This window comes from Subsaxibacter sp. CAU 1640 (assembly GCF_023156585.1).
Taxonomy (GTDB): domain Bacteria; phylum Bacteroidota; class Bacteroidia; order Flavobacteriales; family Flavobacteriaceae; genus JBPOFM01.
The window spans coordinates 434,494-459,148 of the sequence record NZ_JALNMI010000001.1; the positions used below are offsets into that span (position 1 = coordinate 434,494).

Annotated in this window: 24 protein-coding genes; 3 read left to right on the plus strand and 21 right to left on the minus strand. The window is 36.8% G+C overall.

Going from position 1 to position 24,655, the window contains the following annotated elements; genetic code table 11:
* The 4 genes from M0G43_RS01880 to M0G43_RS01895 all read right to left on the minus strand — a co-directional run bounded on the left by M0G43_RS01880 (window position 1) and on the right by M0G43_RS01895 (window position 2,543).
* Complete coding sequence (locus tag M0G43_RS01880) at window positions 1–498, minus strand: GbsR/MarR family transcriptional regulator (RefSeq protein ID WP_248023010.1); 498 nt, start codon at window positions 496–498, stop codon at window positions 1–3.
* Window positions 499–620: 122 nt separating this feature from the next.
* On the minus strand, window positions 621–1,640 hold the full coding sequence (pheS, locus tag M0G43_RS01885) for a phenylalanine--tRNA ligase subunit alpha (protein ID WP_248023014.1): 1,020 nt from the start codon (window positions 1,638–1,640) through the stop codon (window positions 621–623).
* 83 nt (window positions 1,641–1,723) lie between these two features.
* Entirely contained in the window at window positions 1,724–2,125 is a 402-nt protein-coding gene (locus tag M0G43_RS01890) for a lipocalin family protein (protein ID WP_248023017.1), read from the minus strand.
* 61 nt (window positions 2,126–2,186) lie between these two features.
* Window positions 2,187–2,543 (minus strand): hypothetical protein, encoded by a 357-nt coding sequence (locus M0G43_RS01895; RefSeq protein WP_248023020.1) that lies wholly within the window; start codon window positions 2,541–2,543, stop codon window positions 2,187–2,189.
* 109 nt (window positions 2,544–2,652) lie between these two features.
* On the opposite strand from M0G43_RS01895, the gene M0G43_RS01900 reads away from it, so the two are divergent.
* Window positions 2,653–3,204 (plus strand): CvpA family protein, encoded by a 552-nt coding sequence (locus M0G43_RS01900; protein ID WP_248023022.1) that lies wholly within the window; start codon window positions 2,653–2,655, stop codon window positions 3,202–3,204.
* Here M0G43_RS01900 and M0G43_RS01905 read toward each other — a convergent pair.
* The 4 genes from M0G43_RS01905 to M0G43_RS01920 form a co-directional block, all read right to left on the minus strand.
* Window positions 3,185–5,374, minus strand: a complete 2,190-nt coding sequence (locus M0G43_RS01905) for a PepSY domain-containing protein (RefSeq protein ID WP_248023034.1) — start codon at window positions 5,372–5,374, stop codon at window positions 3,185–3,187. The two genes, M0G43_RS01900 and M0G43_RS01905, sit on opposite strands and share 20 nt — an antisense overlap.
* A 74-nt stretch (window positions 5,375–5,448) precedes the next feature.
* A complete protein-coding gene (locus M0G43_RS01910) occupies window positions 5,449–5,934 on the minus strand; it encodes a DUF2271 domain-containing protein (protein WP_411039832.1) in 486 nt (161 codons plus the stop codon).
* A 76-nt stretch (window positions 5,935–6,010) separates the two neighbouring features.
* Window positions 6,011–7,483: an ankyrin repeat domain-containing protein gene (locus M0G43_RS01915; protein WP_248023037.1), complete on the minus strand. Its 1,473-nt coding sequence runs from the start codon at window positions 7,481–7,483 to the stop codon at window positions 6,011–6,013.
* 1 nt (window position 7,484) lies between these two features.
* A complete protein-coding gene (locus M0G43_RS01920; RefSeq protein ID WP_248023039.1) occupies window positions 7,485–8,393 on the minus strand; it encodes a DUF6607 family protein in 909 nt (302 codons plus the stop codon).
* A gap of 104 nt (window positions 8,394–8,497) precedes the next feature.
* On the opposite strand from M0G43_RS01920, the gene M0G43_RS01925 reads away from it, so the two are divergent.
* Both M0G43_RS01925 and M0G43_RS01930 read left to right on the plus strand, forming a co-directional pair.
* Window positions 8,498–10,582 carry a TonB-dependent receptor plug domain-containing protein gene (locus M0G43_RS01925; RefSeq protein WP_248023042.1) on the plus strand — a complete coding sequence of 695 codons (2,085 nt, stop codon included), beginning with the start codon at window positions 8,498–8,500 and terminating at the stop codon, window positions 10,580–10,582.
* Window positions 10,583–10,601: 19 nt separating this feature from the next.
* Complete coding sequence (locus M0G43_RS01930; protein ID WP_248023044.1) at window positions 10,602–11,228, plus strand: HmuY family protein; 627 nt, start codon at window positions 10,602–10,604, stop codon at window positions 11,226–11,228.
* A 51-nt stretch (window positions 11,229–11,279) separates the two neighbouring features.
* On the opposite strand, the gene M0G43_RS01935 is transcribed toward M0G43_RS01930, so the two are convergent.
* The 13 genes from M0G43_RS01935 to M0G43_RS01995 all read right to left on the minus strand — a co-directional run bounded on the left by M0G43_RS01935 (window position 11,280) and on the right by M0G43_RS01995 (window position 24,568).
* Window positions 11,280–11,906, minus strand: a complete 627-nt coding sequence (locus M0G43_RS01935) for a carbonic anhydrase (RefSeq protein ID WP_248023047.1) — start codon at window positions 11,904–11,906, stop codon at window positions 11,280–11,282.
* A 20-nt stretch (window positions 11,907–11,926) separates the two neighbouring features.
* Window positions 11,927–12,586, minus strand: coding sequence for a DUF2490 domain-containing protein (locus M0G43_RS01940; RefSeq protein ID WP_248023050.1), 660 nt, complete (start codon window positions 12,584–12,586; stop codon window positions 11,927–11,929).
* Window positions 12,587–12,607: 21 nt separating this feature from the next.
* Entirely contained in the window at window positions 12,608–13,237 is a 630-nt protein-coding gene (locus M0G43_RS01945; protein WP_248023052.1) for a carbonic anhydrase family protein, read from the minus strand.
* 51 nt (window positions 13,238–13,288) lie between these two features.
* Complete coding sequence (locus M0G43_RS01950; protein ID WP_248023055.1) at window positions 13,289–14,881, minus strand: SulP family inorganic anion transporter; 1,593 nt, start codon at window positions 14,879–14,881, stop codon at window positions 13,289–13,291.
* Between the two features lie 74 nt (window positions 14,882–14,955).
* A complete protein-coding gene (locus M0G43_RS01955; protein ID WP_248023062.1) occupies window positions 14,956–15,252 on the minus strand; it encodes a hypothetical protein in 297 nt (98 codons plus the stop codon).
* Between the two features lie 62 nt (window positions 15,253–15,314).
* The gene (locus M0G43_RS01960; protein WP_248023071.1) at window positions 15,315–16,064 is read right to left on the minus strand and encodes a tetratricopeptide repeat protein; all 750 of its coding nucleotides are present in this window, start codon (window positions 16,062–16,064) and stop codon (window positions 15,315–15,317) included.
* 2 nt (window positions 16,065–16,066) lie between these two features.
* Window positions 16,067–17,842 carry a BatD family protein gene (locus tag M0G43_RS01965; RefSeq protein WP_248023079.1) on the minus strand — a complete coding sequence of 592 codons (1,776 nt, stop codon included), beginning with the start codon at window positions 17,840–17,842 and terminating at the stop codon, window positions 16,067–16,069.
* A 44-nt stretch (window positions 17,843–17,886) separates the two neighbouring features.
* Entirely contained in the window at window positions 17,887–18,693 is an 807-nt protein-coding gene (locus M0G43_RS01970) for a tetratricopeptide repeat protein (RefSeq protein WP_248023080.1), read from the minus strand.
* Between the two features lie 64 nt (window positions 18,694–18,757).
* The gene (locus M0G43_RS01975; protein ID WP_248023083.1) at window positions 18,758–19,795 is read right to left on the minus strand and encodes a vWA domain-containing protein; all 1,038 of its coding nucleotides are present in this window, start codon (window positions 19,793–19,795) and stop codon (window positions 18,758–18,760) included.
* A gap of 102 nt (window positions 19,796–19,897) precedes the next feature.
* On the minus strand, window positions 19,898–20,902 hold the full coding sequence (locus tag M0G43_RS01980; RefSeq protein ID WP_248023788.1) for a vWA domain-containing protein: 1,005 nt from the start codon (window positions 20,900–20,902) through the stop codon (window positions 19,898–19,900).
* Window positions 20,902–22,521: a hypothetical protein gene (locus M0G43_RS01985; protein WP_411039845.1), complete on the minus strand. Its 1,620-nt coding sequence runs from the start codon at window positions 22,519–22,521 to the stop codon at window positions 20,902–20,904. Before M0G43_RS01985 ends, M0G43_RS01980 begins: the two co-directional genes overlap by 1 nt.
* A gap of 72 nt (window positions 22,522–22,593) precedes the next feature.
* Window positions 22,594–23,460 (minus strand): DUF58 domain-containing protein, encoded by an 867-nt coding sequence (locus tag M0G43_RS01990; protein ID WP_248023087.1) that lies wholly within the window; start codon window positions 23,458–23,460, stop codon window positions 22,594–22,596.
* A 106-nt stretch (window positions 23,461–23,566) separates the two neighbouring features.
* Entirely contained in the window at window positions 23,567–24,568 is a 1,002-nt protein-coding gene (locus M0G43_RS01995; protein WP_248023089.1) for an AAA family ATPase, read from the minus strand.
* Window positions 24,569–24,655 lie beyond the last annotated feature (87 nt).

Here is a 24,655-nt window from a genome sequence, read left to right on the forward strand (position 1 = left end):
TTAAAGTTTATTGTTTTTCTCTGTGATTTTTGATTTCAATTTTAATACGGATTGCATAGCTTCCTCTAAAAATTCGATATAATCGTTGTGAAAATCGAGTTCGAATTTAGATGCTTCATCTCTAGTTTTATTTGCTTCTTGCTTGTATTCTCGAATCTCTTGGTGTAATTCTTTCTGCGAACTCCAAGTTTCAACCATAGCATCAATACTCAAACAGATGTTGTCCTGGTTGATGATGTAATATTTTTTTCTATCGCCAGGCTTTGTGAAATAAACCACCTTCTTCAAATCCGATAAATGATTGAGGTGTGTTGAAATAGTACTTTTACTAGCGCAGAGTTTCTCAACCAAATCCTCGAACGTAGTTCCAGCTTTTCCTGTCAGGATGATATAAGAAAGTATACGAGCGGCCACAGGTGCCAGTTGGTCCTTTTTTTCAATGGCGACGCCTAGTTTTTCAACAAGAGCCTGTTTCTTTAAACATACTTCGTGTGTCATAATTGCAATAATTTTAGCAAAATTAATATTAGTTCGGAACAAACCGAACTAAACGAAGTTAAATGATTGTTAAATAAAAAAAACCGATGCGTTAACATCGGTTTAAATATCTAAATGTGATTTTACAAAGCTGATTTAAACTGCTCCAAAAACCGTACGTCATTTTCGCTCAACAACCGAATGTCACCAATTTGATGTAGCAACATGGTGATTCGGTCAATACCCATTCCGAAGGCGAATCCTGAATAGGTTTTTGAATCGATGCCACAGTTTTCGAGAACATTTGGGTCTACCATACCGCAACCCATTATTTCCAACCAACCGGTTCCTTTTGTGATTCTGTAATCAATTTCTGTTTCCAATCCCCAATAGACATCCACTTCGGCACTCGGTTCTGTAAACGGAAAATAGGACGGACGCAAACGGATTTTTGATTTTCCGAACATTTCCGTCGTAAAGTATTGTAAAGTTTGTTTCAAATCGGCAAAACTTACATCTTTATCAATATACAAACCTTCCACTTGGTGGAAAAAACAATGCGAACGCGCTGAAATAGCCTCGTTTCTATAAACGCGACCTGGAGAAATCGTACGAATTGGCGGTTTGTTATTTTCCATATAGCGCACTTGTACTGAACTTGTATGCGTACGAAGCAAAATATCTGGATTGGTCTGGATGAAAAAGGTATCCTGCATATCGCGCGCTGGATGATATTCCGGCAAATTCAATGCTGTAAAATTGTGCCAATCATCCTCAATTTCTGGTCCTTCGCTGACGTTGAAACCAATACGGGAAAAAATATCAATAATTTGATTTTTCACTATGGAAATTGGATGTCTAGCACCTATTTCTACCGGCTCGCCTGGACGTGACAAATCGCCATAAATGCCTTTGACTTCTTCCTTGCCTTCCAATTCTTCCTTTAAAGCATTGACTTTGTCTTCGGCAGTCGTTTTTAATTTATTGATAACCTGACCAAATTCTTTCTTTTGGTCATTGGCAACATTTTTGAACTCGGCAAAATACTCTTTTAGAAGCCCTTTAGACCCTAAAAATTTAATACGAAACGCTTCAACCTCTTCTTTGGATTGGGCTTTAAATGCTTCCGCTTCAGCAATGAGTTCTTTTAGCTTGTCTATCATGGTTCAAAAAAATGAATGGCAAATTTAGGGATTTTTTGCATAAAAAAAGCCTTCGACAAGGAAGGCGTACAGTTTGTGGTGATTTAATTTCTTATATATACATCTCTATAAGTGAAGTCCTCAAAGGTATCGTCATAAAAGAATGTATCATCTTCAAATGTCAACGCCTGGCTGGCTGAACCGAATCCAAAGTCAAGTGTGTAAATATTTCCATCAGCAACGGACCACGTACCAGAAATGTCTTCCTCCAACAAGCAATTTGATGACATGTCTTCTTCATAATATTTGTAATCGACCGTGTTATCAGATCTAAAAATATAGGTTTCTTGTTTTTCACAATCTGACAACACAATCTCAACACCATTTTCAAACGCTTTGTGATACGTCCAAGTTCCGACAATTCTGTCTTGAGAAGAATCATCATCATTGCTACAAGAGGTTAGCAATAAACCAAAAAGGGCAAAAAGTAAAAATAATCTTTTCATTTTATATGATTTTAATTGCGGGCAAACATACATTTTTTATTCAAATTGAATGAATTAAAAATCATTCAATGTATTCTGATTCCAAAAAATAGTTGACAATGGCTTCTTTCATCAAGACGCTTTGTTCGCCAGCTTTTAAGTGTGGTAGCTGCTCTTTTACTTTGTAATGTGGCCATTTATCATCATCATAAAAATCAAATTCATAATACCCATAAGGCTCCAGCAAACGACAGATGGCAATATGCATCAAATCGAGTTTATGGTCTTTTTTGAACTTTCTATGTGGTTGACCCAGTTCTTGCACACCAATCAAATAGATGATGGCGTCCAAATCCAATATATCGCCTTCGGCAAATTGGGCAGACAGTTTTTGAACCACCATTTCCCAGCGTTGTTTTAATTGTTCATCTCTTGACATAGTCGAATTTGAAGTTGAAAATGAAATCGAATTTCGACTTGAAGTTCAATTTCAGGTTCAATTTTATTTTGGTTCAAAGTTAACTTATATTTGATAAAATTCTATCGTTATGAGCTTTTTGGATATTGTTTTGGCAGCTTTGATTCTTTTTGGTCTTGTACGTGGGCTTATGAAAGGGCTTTTTGTGGAAGTTGCCTCATTGGTGGCTTTGGTTGCTGGTGTGTATGGTGCGATTCATTTCAGCAATTATGCGGCGACATTTTTGACCAACAAAACCGAATGGGATGAAAAAACCGTCAATATTGCTGCGTTTGCCATTACTTTTGTCATCATCGTTTTGGTGATAGCGCTTGCTGGAAAAGCCTTGACAAAATTGGCCGATTTTGCGGCTTTGGGTATTGTCAATAAAATCCTTGGAGGCTTATTTGGTGCACTAAAAATCGCTGTGATTTTGAGTGTTGTACTGATTGTTTTTGATAGTATGAATCGCGCCATTCCGTTTACAGATGAAGAAACCATCGAAGATTCTGTGCTTTACAATCCCGTGAAATCTTTGGTGCCACTGATTTTTCCTGCAATTCTCGAAAAGAAAAAAGAATTGGAAGAGTCATCGGAAGAAGAAGTTCCAGAAACTGAAACTACTAATAACAATCCGATTTAATTTGTTTTGAATACACGCTTAACGGCTTGTTTTTATACTTTAAACAAATTTCATTCAATGTTTCCATCACGTCTTTATACATTGCCAAAGAACCACAAATCATAATAACAGCTTTTTGCTCCAAAGCCTGTGCAATGGATTCGCCATCTCTTCCCAGAAGATTCTGAACATATACCTTTTCGTGTTGTTGAGAAAAAGCGACATTCAGTTTTGTGAGCTTTTTTTCTTCCAAAAGTTGATTCAACTGCGCTTGATAAAGGTTTAAGGATTGCTCTGTTCGGATTCCGAAACACAAATCAGTCGTGATTCTTTTTTTGTTGTCGTGCAACATTCCCAAGAAAGGTGCCACGCCTGTTCCGTTGGAAATCATAATGACTTTTGAAGCTTTTTTCGGCAAATGGAAATGCGCATTTTCAATCAATCGTGCCTTGAATGTATCACCAATTTTGAAATTATTCAGATAGGTTGAACCAAGACCATTTTCATAATATTTGACGCTCAACTGAATGTTGCCATTGACTTTTCCGATGGAATACAATCGTTCGTGATAATCGTTTTTTGGATAGACCGAAAACAAATCGCCAGAGACAAAATGAACGTTTTGCTTTGGTTTGAGAGTGATGAGAAACGTATTATCAGGATTGTCTTCGACCTTTGTTTTTGAAACCACCTCAAACAGCTTGGTGTTCTTTGGTCGCGATACCAGATTTTCTTTTGGGATGGAAAGTTTCAATCCAACTTTTTCAGACCATAATTGGACCCATTGCTCAAAACTCTCGAACGATTTGTCATTAATCGTGAATGGCGGCAACAATTGCGTTGCGTTTTCCTCTAACAATGCTGTATCTACATCACAAGCAAATTTGCAAAAATCAGGATATGCGAGTGAACCAAATCCTACAACCGAAAAGCTGAACTTTTGGTTTTGTTTGATTTTTTTCAAACACTCTAAAAATTTGTTTGCATTTGTGGGCGCTTCACCTTCACCATACGTGGACGTCATCACCACAAGATGTTCAGCGCTTTTGAATTTTGAATAACTGTTCAATTCAGCAATAAAAACACGCTTACCGAGTGCCAATAGTTGTTTCTGAAAGGCATTTGCAAACGGAAGTGTGCCTCCATTTTCAGAGCCAACCAAAATGACAAATTCTGAAGCATTTTTCTTGAACTTATTTTTCAGTCTAGCCTGACGACGCTTGATGGTCATTGCAAATCCAGAATAAATAAAAAACAGAATGTTTACAGAAGCTATTGCCAAAACAATTGACCACAAAATGCTGCCTTTTCCAGTGTGAAGATTGAGGCTCAAATTTGAAAACATCGCAACCCACGAATCATCAATCTTGCTTAAAATCTCACCATTAACCTGATTCACCACAACTTCCCTATCGTTCAACTTGATGGTGTAATAATCCTCAACAAATTCAGAAAAAGGAAATTCAACAGATTTGACTTCGGAAAGTTTGGTGTTCTTGAAAATCGGAATCTCGCTGACTTCAAGTTTTGGAGTTTCAGAGAGATTATCGAAATCGATTTGATGTTGACTTTTGTCTTTAGGCAACAAATCAAACTTTTCCAAAGACAAATAAACGCCCGTAAGCGTAATGATGATGATGGGAATCACTGACAAACGCCCTAAAACAACGTGCCAATATTGGGCAAAATTATCATTGACAATCCGTGAAAAGAACTTTTTGAGACTTCGTTGACGTTTTAGAATAAGAATTATTCCTGTAATGGCAATCAAAAACAATAAAAACGAACAAAGACCTACAAAAAAGCGTCCTGTGCTTTTTAAAAATAACGAACGATGAAAATTGGTGACCCATTGAAAAAACTGGGATGACTCAATTTTTTTGTCAAGATATTCAGCTGTTTTTGGGTTGAAATACCCATCGAGCGATTCGCCTTCTTCCGTGATGACAGACGCAGCAACAAAGTCATTAGCATCCACTTCCAAGCTAATCACTTCAGGATATTTTGACTTGAAAGCATCGATGGTTTCCGCCAGAGTAATATCATTGAAACCTTCCGTTTTATACGGCTGGATTTGTTCCGAAATTGGTTCAAATGCCAAAATGATTCCGGTAACGGAAGCAAGAAATATAAAAACAAAAGAAGATATAGCCAGTGCAAGATGGCTATATCTCCAAATGGAAATGGTCATAACAAATCTCTTTTAAGGAATAAAGAGCCAAGAATCAAGATGCTTTTTTGAAACTTCGGTCTTCCGTCTTCCGTCTAATTTGGCATTATTCGTACATAACGAATAAAACCAGTACCGTCAACCTTACCTTTTACAGATTCTGAAGTCAGTTCAAACTCCACATCACTTTTATAGTATTCTTGGTCTTCAACAGCTGTTTCGAAACGAATCTTGTATCCAGAGTTTAATTTCGAATCATCAATATCAATGACGCTTACGGTTCGTTTGCCTCCAGAAATCGTTGCGCCTGTAATGGCATCAATGTTAGTTCGTTTTTTTCCGTAGAATTTCTTCCACCATTCTTCAACCGTATTATACCATTCTGCATCGTCACCTTGAACATATAATGTCTGTTCGTAATCTCCCTTCGGATTGATTAAAGAAATCACCACATAAGCACCTTCACCAGTATAATTCGTCATTTGAATCATACATTTATACTTTGTGGATGGTGGCTGCATTGTATGCGATGTCATTGCTATAAAAAGCAATCCGAGAATCGTAATATATTTTAGCTTCATCTGTTGTGTGTTTTCTGTCGGGTCGAGCAGAGTCGCGACCTACCTGAAAGTTCTCGACTGCGCTCGAACGGACATTTTATTTTAAAAATTCAATTGAGGTATTCTTCTGTTTTAAGATTTCGTTTTCAGAAGCCAAGTCGTAAGCGGTTTCATCAAAATCAGTAACCAAATCTTTTTTGGCGCCAATGGAAATCAAGTATTCCAAGATTTCTGAATCCTTGGCAGTCATTGCCGCCTTGTGCAAAGGTGTCAAACCTTCTTTATTTTTCGCATTGACATCTACTTTGAATTGCTCTACAAATTTGATGGCAAACAAATCGTTTTTATCCAAAGCCAAATGATACAAAGTGTCGCCATCGGCCTGGGTTTTTCCGAATTTAAACCCTTTGTTCTGAAGTAAATCCAATTTTTGCTTAAAAACCGATTCTTGCTTCGTTGAAAAAGATTCCATCAAATAAGCGGTTAAATCATTGCCTTCAGCATCTACAATTTTGATGTCTGCTTTGTTTTTCAGAAGAAAATCAACAACTTCCGAAGAATTATTCGCTACAGCCAAACTCAAAGCCGATTGACCCTTTTTGTTTTGATGGTTAATGTCTTTCACGTTTTTAGAAAGCAAGGTCACGATTTCCAAAGTATTGCGACTTGCGGCATTCAGAAAAGGCGTATTTCCGTCAGCATCAGCTTGGTTGACATCAACTCCTTTCTTGAGGAAATAATTGATGACCTCTAAATCCTTACTTCTTGAAGCCAAGATATGCAAAGGCGTTTCGCCATCTTTAGCGACTGCTTTCGGGTTTAAACCAACACTTTCCAAGTACGAATAAACTTCGAGACCATTGGTGGTACCACGAGTGCCTTGCGCAGCGAAAATGAAGGCGTTGTCATTACCTTTCACGCCTTTTTTCAGCAACTGGTTCATCAAATCGATGTTTCCGGTTCTGGCAACGTAATTAAAAACACCATTCCCTTTAGAATCGACGCTATTGATATCCAAACCTTTCGAAGTAAAATAATTAATCAACGAAAAATCTTTGTCATATGGCGCAGCCAAAAGCAATGCATTTGCGCCAGATGGTGTCAAATCCTTTTGAAGATTGGCACCACGCTCTAACATTAAATCATAGACCTTCGTATCACTTTGTCCAGAACCAGCAGCAAAATTGAGAATCGTATTGCCTTTATCATCAGTCAAATCTGTTTTTGCGCCTTTATCCAACAGAAACTGCATCAACTCTACATTGCCTTTGTAAGCGGCCCAAAAGATATAGGTTCTTCCGTCGTGCGTGAGTTTATTGACATCGTTGTCTTCTTTGGATATGGCATATTGAATGGTGGCATTTGGAGCATTTTGCAAAATCGCATATACCACACCATCAAAATTGTTGCTATTGGCTTCAGCAATATCGTTGCCTTCCTTGATTTTTAAATCAATGGTTTCTACAGTTGGTTTGGAATCCCAAAACTCACGCTTTAAAAATACATTGTCTTGTGCAAAACTTTGATTTACGAAAGCAAAAGCAATAAATACTATTAAAATCTTTCTCATATTATTTTCTTACGAATGATTCAATAACTGGGTCAATTTGTTCGCTGGTTTTATAGTTTTCATCATCCAAAAGATATTTGAATAAATCTTTGTTATCCACTTTTTCCTCTAACACCAAATCCTTATTTCTTGCAAATACTTGGTCCCATTTTGCACGCACTGTAGCCCATTTTGCTTGATTTTCGTTCCAATAGTCCTGTGCTGGCTTACATTTACTTTCTTCAACCTTCACATACGTGTTATAGCCTTTTTCTTTTGCCAAAACCACATCTTCCTTGCCATCCTCACGAATTACTTTATCATTGTCTTGGTCGTGTATCCAACCATTTTTGGTAATTTCGTGCCTGTTGCTTCTTACAGTTACGTTATAATCTGCTCTGGTTGTATATTCACGTCTTGGAAGTGGAGCGTCTGTTGTATTTTCCCAATAACTTTTGCCATCAACGTGCACCCAAGAGGCAGAACCTTCATAACGAGGGCTGTCATCTACCTGAAACACTTTTTGAGTCCATTGACCTTTAACATCATTTTTTGGTAAACTCACATAATTCCATTTGTTATCGTGATTATAGGTGTAAAGGTTGGTATTTTCGAACTCCCAGTCTTGTCTCCAGTGTTTTACAATCATTGGTTTGGTTGGAGGACCCACTATCAATAAATGTTGCATCACAATCTTATTGTCTTTGTCTTCAACTAGTTGTACCCATTCTGTTCCCTTTTCAATTTTGGTTTTGGAAGGTTGGTAAGTAGAGTCATTTGAATACTCAAAGGTCTCTGCAAAGTTAAACGTGACTTCGTAGCAGCCACACATACTCTTAATGGCTTTCTGGTCTTGTGCTTTCTTGTTTTGAGCATTCACACTTAAAATAGATATAAGCGAGCACATTGACAAAAGGGCTAATCTTTTCATTATTAAATATTTGATTTTGGTGATTGAAAAATTCTCAAAATAATTCTATTCTTATTTAGATTGAATTAAAATAAGCTTTTATATTTGCAGCAAATTTATCAAGAATGAGTCTAAATAAAAACAATTATTTACTTTTTTTTCTACTTTTTTTATGTGAAGTGAGTTTCTCCCAAGAAGAAAAAGGCATCGTTCTAGATTCTACACAGGCTCAATCTTTAGATGAAGTTGTTGTGAGTGCTACACGTACTATTCGACAATTGTCTTCATTGCCGCTTCCAGTTCAATTGGTTTCCAAAAAAGAAATACAGAGTGTCAATTCGTTACGTTTGAACGACATCTTGAACGAACAAACAGGTCTGATAACTATTCCTGATTTTGGAGGAGGCGAAGGTATTCAATTGCAAGGTTTGGACTCTCAATATACCTTGATTTTGATTGATGGTGTACCGTTGATAGGTCGTTCGGCAGGAACGTTGGATGTTAGTCGGATAACTGTTGGCAATATCAAACAAATAGAAATCGTTAAAGGCGCATCGTCCAGCTTATATGGCAGTGAAGCCCTTGGAGGCGTTATCAATATCATCACCGAAAATCCGAAACAAGGCTTTAACGGTAGCCTTAATTCCAGAGTGGGAAGTTTTGAGACCTATGACACAAGTGCCAATATTGGATATAAAAAAGAGAAAATTGGTATCAGCGCTTTCATAAACAATTTTAGAAGTGAAGGTTATGACTTGAATGACAATGATGCGCTTAACACCGTTGAACCTTACGAAAATTACACCTTCAGCACGAAGCTTACCTACAATTTTAATGACAACACTAACCTATTTATTTCTGGCAGATACTATCTTCAAAATCAAGATTATGTAGCTTCTGAAGATTTAAATGGAGAAAGTGACATCAATGAATGGAATACGCATTTAAAATTGAGTCATACCTATAGCAAAAAATGGAGCAGCTATTTTGAACTGTACGCTACACGCTACAAGGCGGAAGAATATTTGAACACAATTGATAATTCACGCTTTAGCGACAGCTATTTCAACCAATTGCTTTTAAGACCAGAAATAAGAGCGACTTACAATCCATCTGAAAAAAGTGCTTTTATTGGTGGTTTGGGCTGGAATCGCGAAACCTTGGACAGAACTGATTTTTCAACCAATCCAAAATTTGATTCACCATATGCCTATTTGCAGTTTGACACGAATCCTACAGATAAGTTAAATGTTATCCTTGGAGCACGATTTGACGACCATAGCGAATATAAATCGCAATTCAGTCCAAAAGTTGCCCTTCGTTATGAGTTAACAGAAAATTTGGCAGTAAAAGGGTCTATTGGTTATGGGTTTAAAGCACCTGATTTTAGACAATTATACTTTGATTTTACCAATGCCACCGTCGGCTATACTGTTTTGGGATACAATGCAGTAACTACAGCAATTCCGCAACTTCAGGAAGAAGGACAGATTGCCAATGTCGTCGTGCCACTTTCAGAATTTGAAAACGAGCTCAACCCAGAAAATTCCATTGGCATCAATATTGGAGCAGACTACAACCCTATTTCAAGTTTAAAATTTGGCCTAAATGTGTTTAGAAACAACATAGACGATTTAATTGATACACGCGTCATTGCCAATAAAACCAATGGTCAAAACGTGTTCAGTTATTACAATGTTCATGAAGTCTACACTCAAGGACTGGAATTTAACAGCACTTGGAAACTGAACAATCAATTAAAGATTTCTGGAGGTTATCAGCTATTGTTTGCCAAAGACAAGGCAGCGGAAGAAGCTTTTAAAAATGGCGAGGTCTATGCAAGGGAATCACCAAGTTCGCCGTCATTTCAACTGAAGAAAGACGATTATTTTGGGCTTTACAACCGTTCGCGCCATATGGCAAACCTAAAAGTGTTTTATGAATTTGCCAAATGGAATTTGGATGCCAATATACGTGGCACCTATCGCAGTAAATATGGCCTATTTGACACCAATGGCAATACTTATCTAGATGTCTATGATGATTATGTAGATGGATATGCCATCTGGGACTTTGCCATAAACAAAACCATTTACAAAAATTATCAAATAGGTATTGGTGTGGACAATCTATTTGCATTTACAGATACACAAAACATCAGCAATATTGCTGGTAGAATCATTTACGGAAAACTGAACATTCATTTTTAACAATTATAAACTTCATATTATGAACACAATCAAATTTTTAACATTAGCAGTACTTTTTATCGGTTTCACATCTTGCAGTAGCGACGATGATAATGGAACACAACTTTTAGAAGTAGAATCTGAATTGGTATCTAATTTGCAAGCTACTCAAAGCGCAGATTATACTACAAATCCTCCAACCATAACAGGAGAATACATCAAATTTTCTTTTGAAACAGGAGCAACCACCACAGGTGATGATTGGGATATCGCTTTTAGAGGTTCAACAATTATCGTCAATGGCGGAGAAGCTACTGCTACTGACCAACCTTCTAGAACAGGAAATGGTGGTGCTTACATTGCAACAGGAACATTGGCAAGCGTTACGTCTGTAGATGAAACATTGTTCAATTCTGACAGTTCAACAAGCGGATTGGCCATACCAACCGGCTCTGGCAGTGGATGGTATAATTACAATCCAACAACACACGTTATTTCTCCTATTGCTGGAAAAATCATTGTTGTTAAAACCAATGATGGAAAATACGCAAAAGTTGAGATCTTGAGCTATTATGAAAATGGAGAACCAAATGCAGAGTTGAGCAATTCTCAATTTTATACATTTAACTATGTGTATCAACCAAATGCAGGTTTGACTACGTTTTAATACAGGTTAAAAAATCACTAAAAAGCCACTCAAATGAGTGGCTTTTCTGTTTCAATCTAAATGATAGATTTCCATAATGTTTTTAAGAATAGTATCAAAATCGATATTTAAATCAATGAGTTTTCCCGTATGGACATCAAACACCCAACCATAAACTTTTAGACCTCTGTCTCTATAGGCTTTTTGTACCGCAGCGGTTTTAATAAGATTGACACATTGCTCTTGTACGTTCAATTCGACCAATCTGTTATATCTTCTGTCTTCGTCAGCTATGGCGTTGAGCTCATTTCTATGCAAGCGATATACATCTCGAATGTTACGTAACCATGGGTTTAAAATCCCCAAATCTGCCGATTGCATTGCAGCTTTCACCCCTCCACAAGCATAGTGACCGCAAACCACAACGTGATTCACTTTTAAATGATTAACGGCGTAGTTTAAGACAGACATCACATTTAGGTCGATACTTATGACCATATTTGCGATGTTACGATGAACAAAAACCTCGCCTGGCTCAAGACCCATTATCTCTTCTGCAGAGACACGACTGTCTGAACAACCAATATACAATAGCTCTGGATTTTGACCTTGCCCTAACTTATGGAAGTAATTCGAATCAACATTCAATTTGTTCTTAATCCATTCTTCGTTGTTCTTGAAAACCTCTTTTAAATCCATAATAAATCAATCGTTTACGATTAAAAATTCACAAATGTCATGATATTGAACTGATCCCTTCCGCTCGTTTCAAAAAATTGGTTCATATACCCAGCCTCAACTCTAACATTTGAATTAATACGATAGCCTAAACCACCATAAAGTCTATTTCTATCAAAGATAGAGGATTTTGTGTTGAGAAAGATTTCGTTATATGCAGAAAGATAAAATTTGTTTGTCTCTTTGTTACTTAATGGAATATTCAAACCCAGAAAATATCGAAAGCGCATCTTGAAATCATCCTCTAAAAAACGCTGCTCAAATCGATATCTGTGTTGCATCGAAATACCAATGACCTTTTGTTTACTGATGAATTGCTGATAGATTCTATGCTCATTTACACTGACCTTGTCGTCTGTGTCACCTATGTAATTTTCAGAAAGAATATAGCCATAACCCAATAAAATATTTGTATCATCAGAAAGATTGTAGCCCAATCCTGTTCTCAAAAGCAGTTGCTCTAGGTCGCCAATAACATTGTAATTTCTATACTGCACTTCGTGATGGAGATTCCATTTTTGATTGAATTGCTTATTACCAAAATAAATCAACCAATTTCCAAAATTGCTGTCTTGTGCTGTTGAAAAAAAAGGTAGCATCAACATGGCTGTCAATGCTACCGTTTTCAATTTAATATTCATTAAAATCAATTTCTCTATTCTTTATTCGAAAAAGTCTACGGCACCTGTATTAATATCGTACATGGCACCAACAATATCGATTTCATTTTTATCTTCCATTTCTTTCAAAATAGGGCTTTGCTTTCTGATGTTCTCAATAGCCAAGCTAACATTGACCTTTGCTACATTGTCAACAAATTCCAAGTTTTTTGAGTTTCTCAAATTTGCATCTTTAGGTTCCGTAACACCTTCTACGGCTGGCTTTATTTTAGACAACATTCCTGTAAGATTCCCCATTTTGGCATCATCACAGGCGCCTTTAACGGCTCCACAGCTTGTATGACCCAACACAACAATTAATTTTGTTCCTGCAAGTTTACATGCGAATTCCATACTTCCCAGGATATCTTCATTGATGAAGTTTCCGGCAATCCTGACACTGAAAATATCTCCTAATCCTTGATCGAATACCAACTCCGCCGAAACTCTCGAATCGATGCAGCTTAAAATGGTCGCAAAAGGAAACTGTCCTTCGCTAGTATCGTTGACCTGCTCTAGCAAGTTTCTGTTTGCCTTTAGATTATTTTGAAATCTTAAATTTCCTTCTTTTAAAAACTGTAATGACTTTTGAGGCGTCATTGTAGCCTGCGTTTCTTTAGTATGTGCTTTCATTATTTCTTTGTTATATCAACGATTAAAAATCTATTGATAGTTAATCTTTTTTCAACTTAAACTTAAATCGGACTTCGGGTTTTCTCTAAAAAACTTTATAAAACTGGAGGGATTCTCTACAACTCCTCTTTTCGAGACTAATTTGATGTCAATGTTTCTCTCTTTTGCCTTTATATAAAAATCTTCCAAAATCTCGATAATATCATGATCTAAATATCTTGTTTTTAGTAGATTCAATTCAAGATAAGTATCTCTTGGCAAACTATCCAATTCTTTTAAAATGGCTCCTTTATTAAAAAAAGTCACCTCTTCCGCCAAAGTCATTTTGATGCGGTGCTTACCATTACTTTGATCTTCAATATGTAAAAAGTGACTGTTTTGGTAGCTTTTTATTAAAATTACAACAATTCCCACCATCAATCCCAAACCAATACCATAAAGTAAATCTATAAAGACGATTCCCAATACAGTGACAACGAATGGCACCCACTGTTTCCAACCTAATTCATACATTTTTTTAAATAGCGAAGGCTTCGCTAATTTGTAACCAACCACTAACAAAATGGCTGCCAGCACAGACAATGGGATCATGTTAAGAAGTCGCGGTATGAGAATAACAGAAATCAACAACAAAAAACCATGTATGATTGCAGACATTTTTGTTCTTCCCCCTGATTGTATATTTGCTGAACTTCTAACTATGACTTGAGTTATTGGTAAACCGCCTATCAATCCAGAAAGAATATTACCTGTGCCTTGGGCTAAAAGCTCCCTATTAGTAGGAGTTACGTTTTTATGTGGATCAAGTTTGTCAGTTGCCTCAACGCATAACAAAGTTTCTAGACTTGCGACAAGAGCGATTGTAAATGCCACTACCCAAATATCTGGGTTTGTTATTTCGCTAAAATTCGGAAAGCTGAATTGGGCCAAAAATGAAGTTGCATCTTCCGGAACTGGAACACTTACCAAATGTGATTCAGAAATAGCTAGGCTTCCATCAGATTGTGTCAATGCATAAAAAATTATTCCAATGACTACTGCCACCAAAGGACCTTGTATCAATTGAAATATTTTTCCTTTCTTTGATAGGACTTTGTCCCACAGTATTAGAATTGCAAGACCTATTACTCCAACTATCGTAGATCCTAAAGTTATGTGGTCAAAAACGTTTAATAATGCAGAAAAAGTATTTTCTCCGGATGCTTCAAGAAAGCTGTCTGCTCCTTCTGGTTCAATATCATATCCAAAGAAGTGAGGTATTTGTTTTAGAATAATTATTATTCCAATACCTGTTAGCATTCCTTTAATAACAGAAGAAGGAAAATAATATCCGATAATGCCTGCTCTTAATACACCAAACAATAGCTGGATGACACCTCCTAAAACGACAGCTACCAGAAAATTTTGGTAACTACCTAAAGTAGCTATAGCAGCAAGAACAATCGCCGCCAAGCCCGCGGCTGGTCCACTGACTCCAATTTTTGAGCCACTTAAAGACCCGACAACAATACCGCCAACTATTCCAGCAATAAGTCCTGAAAAAAGCGGTGCTCCACTGGCAAGTGCGATACCTAAACACAAAGGTAAAGCAACGAAAAATACGACTATACTCGCTGGCAAGTCGCTCTTAATATATTTAAACATGTAATGAATTGTTAATTATAAGTTTGAAAAAGAATAGAATGGTGCAAATACTGTTTTGACCATCAAAAATATAATTAACTTAATTCTGGAGGAGGGGATAGACACTCCAAGTCCTTTGAAGTGTAATTTTTAATGCAAAAGATGTATGATTTTTCCTTTTCAAGATCTGAAATAGAGATGCAAAATTTCTCGTGGTCCGAAAGTTTCACTTCAAAAACCTTCAACGTTTCATTTATTTTATTTTCCTCTTCATTGACACTATAAAAAATAGAAGTATCAAATGATTTTTCAACCACAGAAATAACTGTTGGCGCTGCAATGAACAACGTAAACAAAATCAAGAAAAAATATGAAATCGTTCTTTTTTGCATGAATTTAATATCATTCAGATGCAAATATAAAACATGAAAGTGAGAAAATCGTTAAAGAAATTTTAAAGTACCTTGATATCATCCGAAGAAATCCAGCCCGTCTTGCCGTCAGCAAGCTTAATTTTTTTCCAATTATTAACGGTATCAAGCACTTGCACTTTGGTTCCTTCGTGCAACTTAAACGACTCTGTACTACGCAAATTCGGTTCGCTTTTTACCTGGCTTTCTTGAGCAAAAACTATGGCAGGCTGATCTTGTTGCGCAAGATCATAGTTATGGAATGCAAATGACAGAGCAAGACCAGTAAAAATCACCATAATCAAACTTGCTACAAAAGCCATTCGTTTTTGAATAGTACCATCAGCAAAATAATATATTAAAAATAGCACCACAAACAGTATCACCAAACCTATCGATAGATAAGCCCAGCTCTCAAAAGCAAGCGCTTTGGATATATTATTTACAAATTTTGTGAAACCAACTTCTGGGATTGTATCTACCTCATCAATGGTCATATTTCGTGCAAAAGCAATATTGCCATTGATTTCTTTATCGTCCGGTTTGAGTTGCAGCGCCTTCTCGTAATAGAAAATACTTGGAGCTATGTGATCGAGCTTGTAGTGAGCATTTCCCAAGTTGAAATAGAGTTCTGCGGAGTGCTTTCCATTGCTCAAAATTTCTTCATATTTTGAAATAGCTTGCTCGTAGTTGCCATCATTATATAGCTTATTGCCTTGCTCAAACAGTGTTTCATTTTGAGCGAAGGCCAACAAAGACACAAAAAACATTATGGCAAAAAGAATCCTTTTCATTCTTAATTTAATTGTTTATCGATTAATGAAATGGTTTTGGCTGCCTTTTCATAGTCATTTTGCATCTCAACATTAGTAATTGGTGTATACCTTGCTAACTCACAATTATTCAAAATCCCTATGAATTCTGTAATGATTGAACTGTCAACACCTCTTTCAGATAATAATGTTTTGATGCGGTCTTTACTCAATTCGCTAGTTTCAATAAAAAGTTTTGCCTTCAAATAATTATGAAGTGCTTTCTCCAAAGCAACATAAAATGCTTCTTTTTGACCCAAAGTTTTCTTTGCTTCGCCCAAATATTTCTTCGCAAGCCTATCAGCCTTTCTTATCTTATTGCCATAAACATCTGCATCACGTGCTTCCTTTTTCCGTCTTAACACAATAGCTAATGGAATCAACAATAATGGACTCAACAATGACACCCAAAACATATCTGTTTTGAAGAAATAGTTTGGTTTAATATCTGTTAAATTGGCATCTGTTTTTACAAATGCAAATTGGTTATCATTCATCACCACACGTTGCTTTCCTACTCCAGAGGATGCAAAATTATTATCAGATGTGGAAGAATTGGTTGGTCCTTCCAAGACATCAATCACAATATTGCCGGATGAAATGGTTTTGTATGTTTCTGTCTTTAAATCGAAATAAGAAAATGACACGCTCTGAATAGGATATTTCCCTTTAAATTGTGGCACAATGGTATAATCATCAGAAATACTTCCTTGCATACCATTTAAATCTGTTCTTATATTTTCATTGTGCTCTGGCTCATAAACTTCAAGAGAACTTGGCAATGTCAATTTAGGAAGTTGAAACAGCTTCAGGTTTCCATTTCCAGACACTTGAACTGTGGCTTGTAAAGATTCAGTAGCATTCAAATTGGTTTTTGACGTTGTTACCTTAAAATCAAAATTGCCAACGGCTCCAGTAAAATCGGCAGGTTTACCTTGTTCGGGCAACGGTTTTACATTGATGGTTTTACTTCCAGCAGAAACTGTTTTATGCACTTGGGTCATCAATCTTCCGCCGAAAATATCACGTCTATTGGTTGGAACCTCAACTGTCAAATCCAAGCTTAAAGGTTCAATTTCAAGTTTTCCCGTTTTCTGTGGATATAGAACGGTTTTCTTAAGAACAACGTAGCGATAATCTTCACCATTATAAGTTCCATTTTCCACCTTCATTCCTTTAATATCGATGTTCTGACTCCAGAATGAATTGTATTTCGGATTATCAATTTCTCGCCAGTTACTAACTCCAGTATTTGCAGAAACATAAAGCTTATAGACAACTGTAATGGCTTCGTTTAAATACGGATTGGTTTTGGATATTTCTGCTACCAAATGAATATTATCATCAGCTACGGCGACAGCATTGTCCGGGTCGTTAGGTCTTTGAACTGCTCCTGTAATTTCGACCGCCACAGGTGTAGTCTTGTAAGTTTCACCATCAATTTCGATGGTAGCTTGGCCAATAGTAAATTTACCTTGTTTTTTCGGCGCCAGAAAATAGCTGTATGTTTTTGAAAAGGAGCGCACACCATTCACCCAAGATTGGCTCACAGATTGATTAGGACCTCCAATTACTGTAAAGTTTTCAAAACTTGGGGGGTTGAAATTATCTCCATCCTTATTCATTTCGAAATCAACACGTAAACGCTCATTGACTCCCAATTTGTTTTTGCTCAACTTTGCCTCAAATTTTATTTGAGCAGAAGCAATTACTGTGCTAACTAGAAATAGAAGTAATGATATGTATGCTTTTAATTTCATTTTAATTTACTGTAAACCGAATACTGTGACTGCAAACTATTTTCTTACCAATCTTTATCAGTTCTGACCTTAACGCCTTTTTGTTTTTCGGCGTTGATCTTCTCTTGAGTTTTTTGCTCTTGGTTATTCATTGCTTCCAAAAGATTTTTTATCTGCTGCGGTGACAACTGGCCTGGTTGAGGTTGTTGCTGTTGTTCTTTCTTTTCGTCTCCTTTATCTTTATTTTGCTGATCTTCTTTAGGCTGACCTTTATCTTTCTGATCATCACCTTCCTTTTTGTCCTGGTCGCCTTTGTTATCCTGGTCTTTATTTTCTTGATCCTTTTTATCTTGCTCGTCCTTATTTTCGTCCTGCTTATCCTTGTCTTGATCTTTGTTTTGGTCTTGCTGTTGTGCAGCACAATCTTTTGCTAAAGCAAGATTGTAACGTGTTTCTTCATCTGTAGGATCATTTCTCAAGGCATTTTTATAAGCTTCAACCGCTTCTTTACATTGCTTATTTTTCATCAAGATATTACCAATGTTATGAAATGCCTTATGCTTGTCACTTTTTTCGGTAGCGTTTTTTGCAGCTTGTTGCTGACGGAAAAGTGCTTCGTCGTAATTCCCTTTTTTGTAGTATGAATTGCCAAGATTATAAGTTCCAGCAATATTGGTCGGTTGTTCAGAAATTGCTTTTCTGTATTCCTTTTCAGCGGCAATGAAGTTATCTTCAGATACCATTTCGTTGCCTTGATGCACGAAGTTATTTGCTTTCTTCTGAATCAAAAGGGCTTCAGCTTCTCTATCCTTGTCTTGAGCAAAGGAAACAAAAGCGGTAGTTAGCAATAATATGGACAGTAATGTTCTCATTTCAAATAGTCTATAAAACTAAAAAATCTATCTGTACGCCAATTATAATGTTTTCTTAAAAATTTTATAGGTTTTCGTTAAACAAATTCAAGCGTTTTAGCCACGCTGTCTTTCTTTCCAACAAAAAGATATCTATAAATAACAACAAAATGGCTGCGCCCAAAAACCATTGAAATTGTGACTCAAAATCGGCAAACTGTTTTGCTTCAAATTCTGTTTTATCCATTTTATTGAGAATGTCGCGAATTTCATCGACCACAACACTGGTTTTATTTCCATTGATATAAACTCCATTTGCTTCTTTGGCAATGGATTTTAGAGTTTCTTCATCCAAACGTGTAATGACCGTTTCGCCATTTTGATCTTTTTTGTAGTTGAGCAAAATTCCATTGCGTTTTTCTGGGATTCGGTCTCCTTTTGCAGTTCCCACACCTATTGTAAAAATTCGGATGCCTTCTTCGCCAGCTTCTTCAGCTACATTTGCAGAAGCATTGCTATGATCTTCACCGTCGGAAATAATGATGAGAACTCGATTGGTCTGCTCGTCATCATCATAATAGGTCTTTGCCAAATTGATGGCTTCGTTGATAGCTGTTCCTTGTGAAGACAACATATCGGTATTCATACTTTGAAGGAACATTTTTGCCGAGCCATAATCGGTTGTGATGGGAAGTTGGGGAAATGCTTTACCAGCATAGGCAATAATTCCAACTCGGTCGCTCGCCAAATTATTGATGATTTGCGTAACCAATTGCTTTGCTTTGTCCAAACGATTTGGAGCAACATCTTCAGCCAACATACTTTTTGAAACATCAACTGCAAATACGATATCGACACCTTCACGTTTTACGGTTTCCAACTTGGTACCAATTTTTGGATTGACGAGTGCAATTGCCAAAAATGCGAAGGCCAAACACAGCATTACAATCTTCAGAATAGATTTAAAAAGAGATGTATTTGGGCTCAATTTCCTGAACATTGGTTTATGGGCAAATCTTTTTTGTGCTCTATGTTTCCATAGTTGGAGCACAAGAAAAATCAGCAGAACTATTGGAATGATTGCCAATACCCAAAACCATATTTTTTCGTCTAATTGATACATTTTTTCAGTTTTCAGTCGATATCTTCATTTGGTTTTTAGCCACGAATACACGAATGTCTTTTTTCAGTTGTTATATATTTTTTTTGCATCCTTGATTGTTTTCTAATTGAAACTTCTAAATAACGTGGAACGCAACAAAAATTCCAAAACCAATAATCCCAATGCTAACAACAAAAGAGGACGATATTTTTCTTCGTAATTATAGAATTTAAACTCTTCTACATCTGTTTTTTCAAGCTTGTTGATTTCGTCATAGATTTCTTCAAGCTTTTTATTATTGGTGGCTCGAAAATATTTTCCTCCTGTCACTTTTGAGATTTCTTTCAATAGCGCTTCATCAATTTCCACCTGAATCCGTCCATATTGAAAGGTTCCATTTGGTAATATACCAATAGGTGACAATGCCATACCATTACTTCCTAAACCTATAGTATAAACTTTTATGCCATATTCAACAGCCAAATTACTTGCTGTTTTTGGGTCAATCTGCCCAGAATTATTGACACCATCTGTCAATAGAATGATGACTTTGCTTTTCGCTTTACTATCTTTCAATCTGTTGACACTGGTTCCCAATCCCATTCCGATGGCTGTTCCGCCATCAATAACGGTATTGTACCTTACATCTTCCAACGAACGCAAGACGATTGCTTTATCACTTGTTATTGGTGTTTTTGTATAACTTTCACCAGCATATTCTACAATACCAATACGGTCATTCGGACGTCCTTTGATAAAATCTGAAGCCACATTTTTCAATGCTTCAAGACGATTGGGCAACAAATCTTTAGCCAACATACTTGCAGACACATCAATTGCCATTACAATATCAATACCTCTCGTGGTTTTTGTTTTTGATGAAACATCTACCGTGCGAGGCCTTGCCATAGCTGTTATGAGCAATGCTAATGCCAACAATCTCAAGGCAAACATCAAATGTTTCAGTTTCGGCAGCCAACTATTGGTAAGTTTAAAACCTTTAATGGTTGACATATGAAGCTCTGCCGTTTGTTTTTTATGTTTGAATACGTACCATAGGATTGCCAATGGAAGCAACAATAACAACCAGAAAAATTCTTTATTTAAAAACTCAATTCCTTCAAACATCATTCAACCTTTTTTAGTTCTACAGAATTAAGTACACGCTCCATAATTTGATCTGCATATTCGTCGTCCGCTTTCCAAACGAGCATCACCTGTTGCAGAATATTTTGAGTTGTAAACGCCAACATCACATAATTTCCTTTTACATATTCTTCTGATAGAGGTCTGGGGAAATCAGCAGTTCCGTGTACTTTCAAACCTTCAGCTGCATTAGGAGTTATGAATTGGTCTCGTTTTGTAATCAAGTTTTTAACGCCGTTCTGTTCAAGCATTCTCAAAGATCCTTCAATTGAAATATTCAAATCTATTTTAGTGGTGTCAGGAACGTTGAATTTTGTGGTGCTCACAGCCATACTGACATCACCCAACAACTTACCGTAACCAAACATTGTGGTTTTCGCTTGAGCAATGGTATCAAACGCTTTAGATTCCACTCGTTCCAATACTTCTGGAGTTGAGATATATATTGGCGGCACACCGTATGCACTGTTGACCCATTCTCCTTCGAGCAATTCTTTACTATCGTTTCCAACGATGGTATCTTTCACATAATCAAACCCATACTTTACGACAAAACCAGTAAAAATTGTCAGGATCAAGAATACACTGATGACGACGGTTGCAATAATTTTTCGTCGTTTCTTCTTACGTTCTTGCTCTTCCTTATATTGTTTATCCAACAGTTTTTCTTCTTCAGTTGGTTCTGGAAGCGCTTCCTTAACGTGATCAATTTCCAAATCGATGGTGTTTCTATCAATTTTTGCCAGTTCAACATCTGGAGCTGATTTTGCAAACTTTACCAAATCGGCACGTTTCAAAATGGTTTCGATGTTGCGGATGTCTTCTTTGCTCAATTCAATTTGATTCCCATCTTTCAGTAAATTAAGCCTGGCAACAAGTTCATCTGTCGTGCTTTCCAACGCTCTGTCATACACTTTTTCATCGAGGTATTTTCTGATGATGAAAGTCAATTCAGAGTAATAGCCTTTCAATTCAGCTTGTTGCAGATAATCACTTTCATCCAGCTTTTTCAACGCCATTTTTGCACGTTCGTAAGGTGGCAACAAAGCGATTTCTTCTTCTTCAGTCAATGGTTTTTTGCGCCAAATAAACCAGTACAACAAAAAGGCAGCCAACAACAAAATACCCAAAACAATCAATGCTGTTTTCCACCAATCGCTAGCGCTTTTCTCGACTTCGATATACGGTTTTATGTCGTAAAGACCTTGTTTCGTTGTGTCTACAACCACATTATTCACCTCAACTTTCAACGAATCTGTATAAAAAGTTTTATTGCCAATGATGATTTTTTGTCGTGGAATGGTATAACGGCCAGAATCAAACTGCGTCAGTCCATATTTTTTGATGAGATTGTATTTGGCACTGTTTTTTGTAGTATCAACTTTGTAAGATTCAATAATTTCCAATGGAGCAAACGTTTGACCTTCTGGAAACACAACCAAATCTGTAGTATCGGCCTCTACCTGAATTTTATAGGTAATTTGAGCGCCAATTTTGATTTTTGTTGAATCGATTGAAGAAGAAACTTGGGAAAATGAGCACCAAGAGATAAGAAAAAATAGAATTGACAAAAAGATCGATGACCGATGACCGATGACCATAGAGTCAGAAGCGTGAAGTCGGAAGCCCGAAGATTTGTTGTTCTTATGTCCTAAATCGTAAATCATAAATCGTTACGCTCTTCTTTTAAAATAACCCAAAAGCTTTTTTACGTAGCTTTCATCAACCCTGCAATCCAAAGAACCTGCTCCAGATTTTGAAAAGCTATCTTTAAAATATTCTACTTTCTCTTTATAATAATTTGAATAGTTCATCCGTACTTTTTGTGAAGATGTGTTGACCAACATTGATTCTCCTGTTTCTTCGTCTTCAATTTGAACCATTCCAAGGTTTGGAATTTCCTCTTCGCGTTTATCGTATATCCTAATTCCTGTGATGTCGTGCTTGCTAGAGACGATTTTAAGAGTTTGCTTGTAGTCGTCCACAATAAAATCTGATAAAATGAAGACAATCGCTTTCTTTTTCATCACATTCGACATAAACTTCAAAGCTTCTGCCAAATTGGTCTTTTTACTTTTGGGTTGAAACTCTATCAATTCACGAATGATTCGAAGTACGTGGAATCGTCCTTTTTTCGGCGGAATGTAAAGTTCAATTTGATCGGTAAACAAAATCAGACCAATCTTATCATTGTTTTGAGTGGCGGAAAATGCCAAAGTGGCTGCAATTTCCGTGATAATTTCGTTCTTAAATTGTTCTTCAGATCCAAACCATTCTGACCCGGAAATATCCACCATCAACATCATCGTCAGCTCTCGTTCTTCTTCAAAAACCTTTACAAATGGTTCATTGTAACGTGCCGTGACATTCCAATCGATATTCCTGACATCATCTCCAAATTGATATTCACGAACCTCACTAAAAGTCATACCACGACCTTTGAAGGTGGAATGATACTCACCTCCAAAAATATGATCAGACAATCGACGTGTCTTGATCTCAATTTTGCGTACTTTTTTAAGAAGTTCTTTGGTATCCATTTATTTAGTCTGCAGTTTAAAATCGCAGTCTTCAGTTGGTCTTTAGTAAATCAAGAATTCAGAACAAAAAGCGACTGCTCACTGCCACTGAATACTGCCAACTGATTTAAGGTACTTCAATCTCGTTTACAATCTTGTTGATGATGTCCAAAGAAGTGACGTTTTCTGCTTCAGCCTCGTAAGTAATGCCTATTCTATGACGCAATACGTCGTGCACCACAGCTCTGACATCTTCAGGAATCACATAACCACGTCGTTTGATAAAGGCGTAACATTTAGCGGCCAAAGCCAAGTTGATACTACCACGAGGTGATGCTCCGAACGAAATCAGCGGTTTTATGTCTGACAATTTATATTTTTCTGGGTAACGTGTGGCGAAAATAATGTCTAGAATATACTTTTCAATTTTCTCATCCATATACACCTCTCTGACCGCTTGTTGCGCTTTCAGAATGGTATCTGTAGAAACGATGGCATTGATTTTTTCAAAAGCACCTTTTAAATTGGCACGAATAATTAGTTGCTCTTCTTCGTGTTTTGGATAGTCGATAACGGTTTTCAACATAAAACGGTCCACTTGCGCTTCTGGTAAAGGATATGTTCCTTCCTGCTCAATTGGGTTTTGGGTTGCCATTACCAAAAACGGTTTGTCTAACTTAAATGTTTCGTCACCAATGGTTACTTGTTTCTCTTGCATCGCCTCAAGCAAAGCCGATTGTACTTTGGCTGGCGCACGATTGATCTCATCTGCAAGAACGAAGTTGGCAAAAATAGGTCCTTTTTTTATTGAGAAATCATTGATTTTCATATTGTAAATCAATGTTCCCACAACATCGGCAGGTAATAAATCTGGCGTAAACTGTATTCTGCTGAATTTCGCATCGATGGCCTGTGAAAGTGTGTTGATGGCCAAAGTTTTTGCCAATCCTGGCACCCCTTCAAGTAAAATATGACCTTGTCCAAGTAAGCCAATGAGCAATCTTTCAATCATATACTTTTGCCCAACGATGACCTTGTTCATTTCCATCATCAACAAGTCGACAAAGGCACTTTCTCTTTCAATTTTCTCGTTGATTGATTTAATATCAACTGCAACAGTTTCTTCCATCTTCAATAAAATTTAATTTAGCCCAAAATAGGTTTATTTTTTTTGGGATTCAAATTTGTTAAAATTTATCGATGCGTGCTGTTAACA

Bases quoted from the DNA above. Each gene is read 5' to 3' on its own strand.
- M0G43_RS01880 (WP_248023010.1), bottom strand. From the start codon at position 498: ATGACACACGAAGTATGTTTAAAGAAACAGGCTCTTGTTGAAAAACTA.
- pheS (WP_248023014.1), bottom strand. From the start codon at position 1,640: ATGATAGACAAGCTAAAAGAACTCATTGCTGAAGCGGAAGCATTTAAA.
- M0G43_RS01890 (WP_248023017.1), bottom strand. From the start codon at position 2,125: ATGAAAAGATTATTTTTACTTTTTGCCCTTTTTGGTTTATTGCTAACC.
- M0G43_RS01895 (WP_248023020.1), bottom strand. From the start codon at position 2,543: ATGTCAAGAGATGAACAATTAAAACAACGCTGGGAAATGGTGGTTCAA.
- M0G43_RS01900 (WP_248023022.1), top strand. From the start codon at position 2,653: ATGAGCTTTTTGGATATTGTTTTGGCAGCTTTGATTCTTTTTGGTCTT.
- M0G43_RS01905 (WP_248023034.1), bottom strand. From the start codon at position 5,374: ATGACCATTTCCATTTGGAGATATAGCCATCTTGCACTGGCTATATCT.
- M0G43_RS01910 (WP_411039832.1), bottom strand. From the start codon at position 5,934: ATGAAGCTAAAATATATTACGATTCTCGGATTGCTTTTTATAGCAATG.
- M0G43_RS01915 (WP_248023037.1), bottom strand. From the start codon at position 7,483: ATGAGAAAGATTTTAATAGTATTTATTGCTTTTGCTTTCGTAAATCAA.
- M0G43_RS01920 (WP_248023039.1), bottom strand. From the start codon at position 8,393: ATGAAAAGATTAGCCCTTTTGTCAATGTGCTCGCTTATATCTATTTTA.
- M0G43_RS01925 (WP_248023042.1), top strand. From the start codon at position 8,498: ATGAGTCTAAATAAAAACAATTATTTACTTTTTTTTCTACTTTTTTTA.
- M0G43_RS01930 (WP_248023044.1), top strand. From the start codon at position 10,602: ATGAACACAATCAAATTTTTAACATTAGCAGTACTTTTTATCGGTTTC.
- M0G43_RS01935 (WP_248023047.1), bottom strand. From the start codon at position 11,906: ATGGATTTAAAAGAGGTTTTCAAGAACAACGAAGAATGGATTAAGAAC.
- M0G43_RS01940 (WP_248023050.1), bottom strand. From the start codon at position 12,586: ATGAATATTAAATTGAAAACGGTAGCATTGACAGCCATGTTGATGCTA.
- M0G43_RS01945 (WP_248023052.1), bottom strand. From the start codon at position 13,237: ATGAAAGCACATACTAAAGAAACGCAGGCTACAATGACGCCTCAAAAG.
- M0G43_RS01950 (WP_248023055.1), bottom strand. From the start codon at position 14,881: ATGTTTAAATATATTAAGAGCGACTTGCCAGCGAGTATAGTCGTATTT.
- M0G43_RS01955 (WP_248023062.1), bottom strand. From the start codon at position 15,252: ATGCAAAAAAGAACGATTTCATATTTTTTCTTGATTTTGTTTACGTTG.
- M0G43_RS01960 (WP_248023071.1), bottom strand. From the start codon at position 16,064: ATGAAAAGGATTCTTTTTGCCATAATGTTTTTTGTGTCTTTGTTGGCC.
- M0G43_RS01965 (WP_248023079.1), bottom strand. From the start codon at position 17,842: ATGAAATTAAAAGCATACATATCATTACTTCTATTTCTAGTTAGCACA.
- M0G43_RS01970 (WP_248023080.1), bottom strand. From the start codon at position 18,693: ATGAGAACATTACTGTCCATATTATTGCTAACTACCGCTTTTGTTTCC.
- M0G43_RS01975 (WP_248023083.1), bottom strand. From the start codon at position 19,795: ATGTATCAATTAGACGAAAAAATATGGTTTTGGGTATTGGCAATCATT.
- M0G43_RS01980 (WP_248023788.1), bottom strand. From the start codon at position 20,902: ATGTTTGAAGGAATTGAGTTTTTAAATAAAGAATTTTTCTGGTTGTTA.
- M0G43_RS01985 (WP_411039845.1), bottom strand. From the start codon at position 22,521: ATGGTCATCGGTCATCGGTCATCGATCTTTTTGTCAATTCTATTTTTT.
- M0G43_RS01990 (WP_248023087.1), bottom strand. From the start codon at position 23,460: ATGGATACCAAAGAACTTCTTAAAAAAGTACGCAAAATTGAGATCAAG.
- M0G43_RS01995 (WP_248023089.1), bottom strand. From the start codon at position 24,568: ATGGAAGAAACTGTTGCAGTTGATATTAAATCAATCAACGAGAAAATT.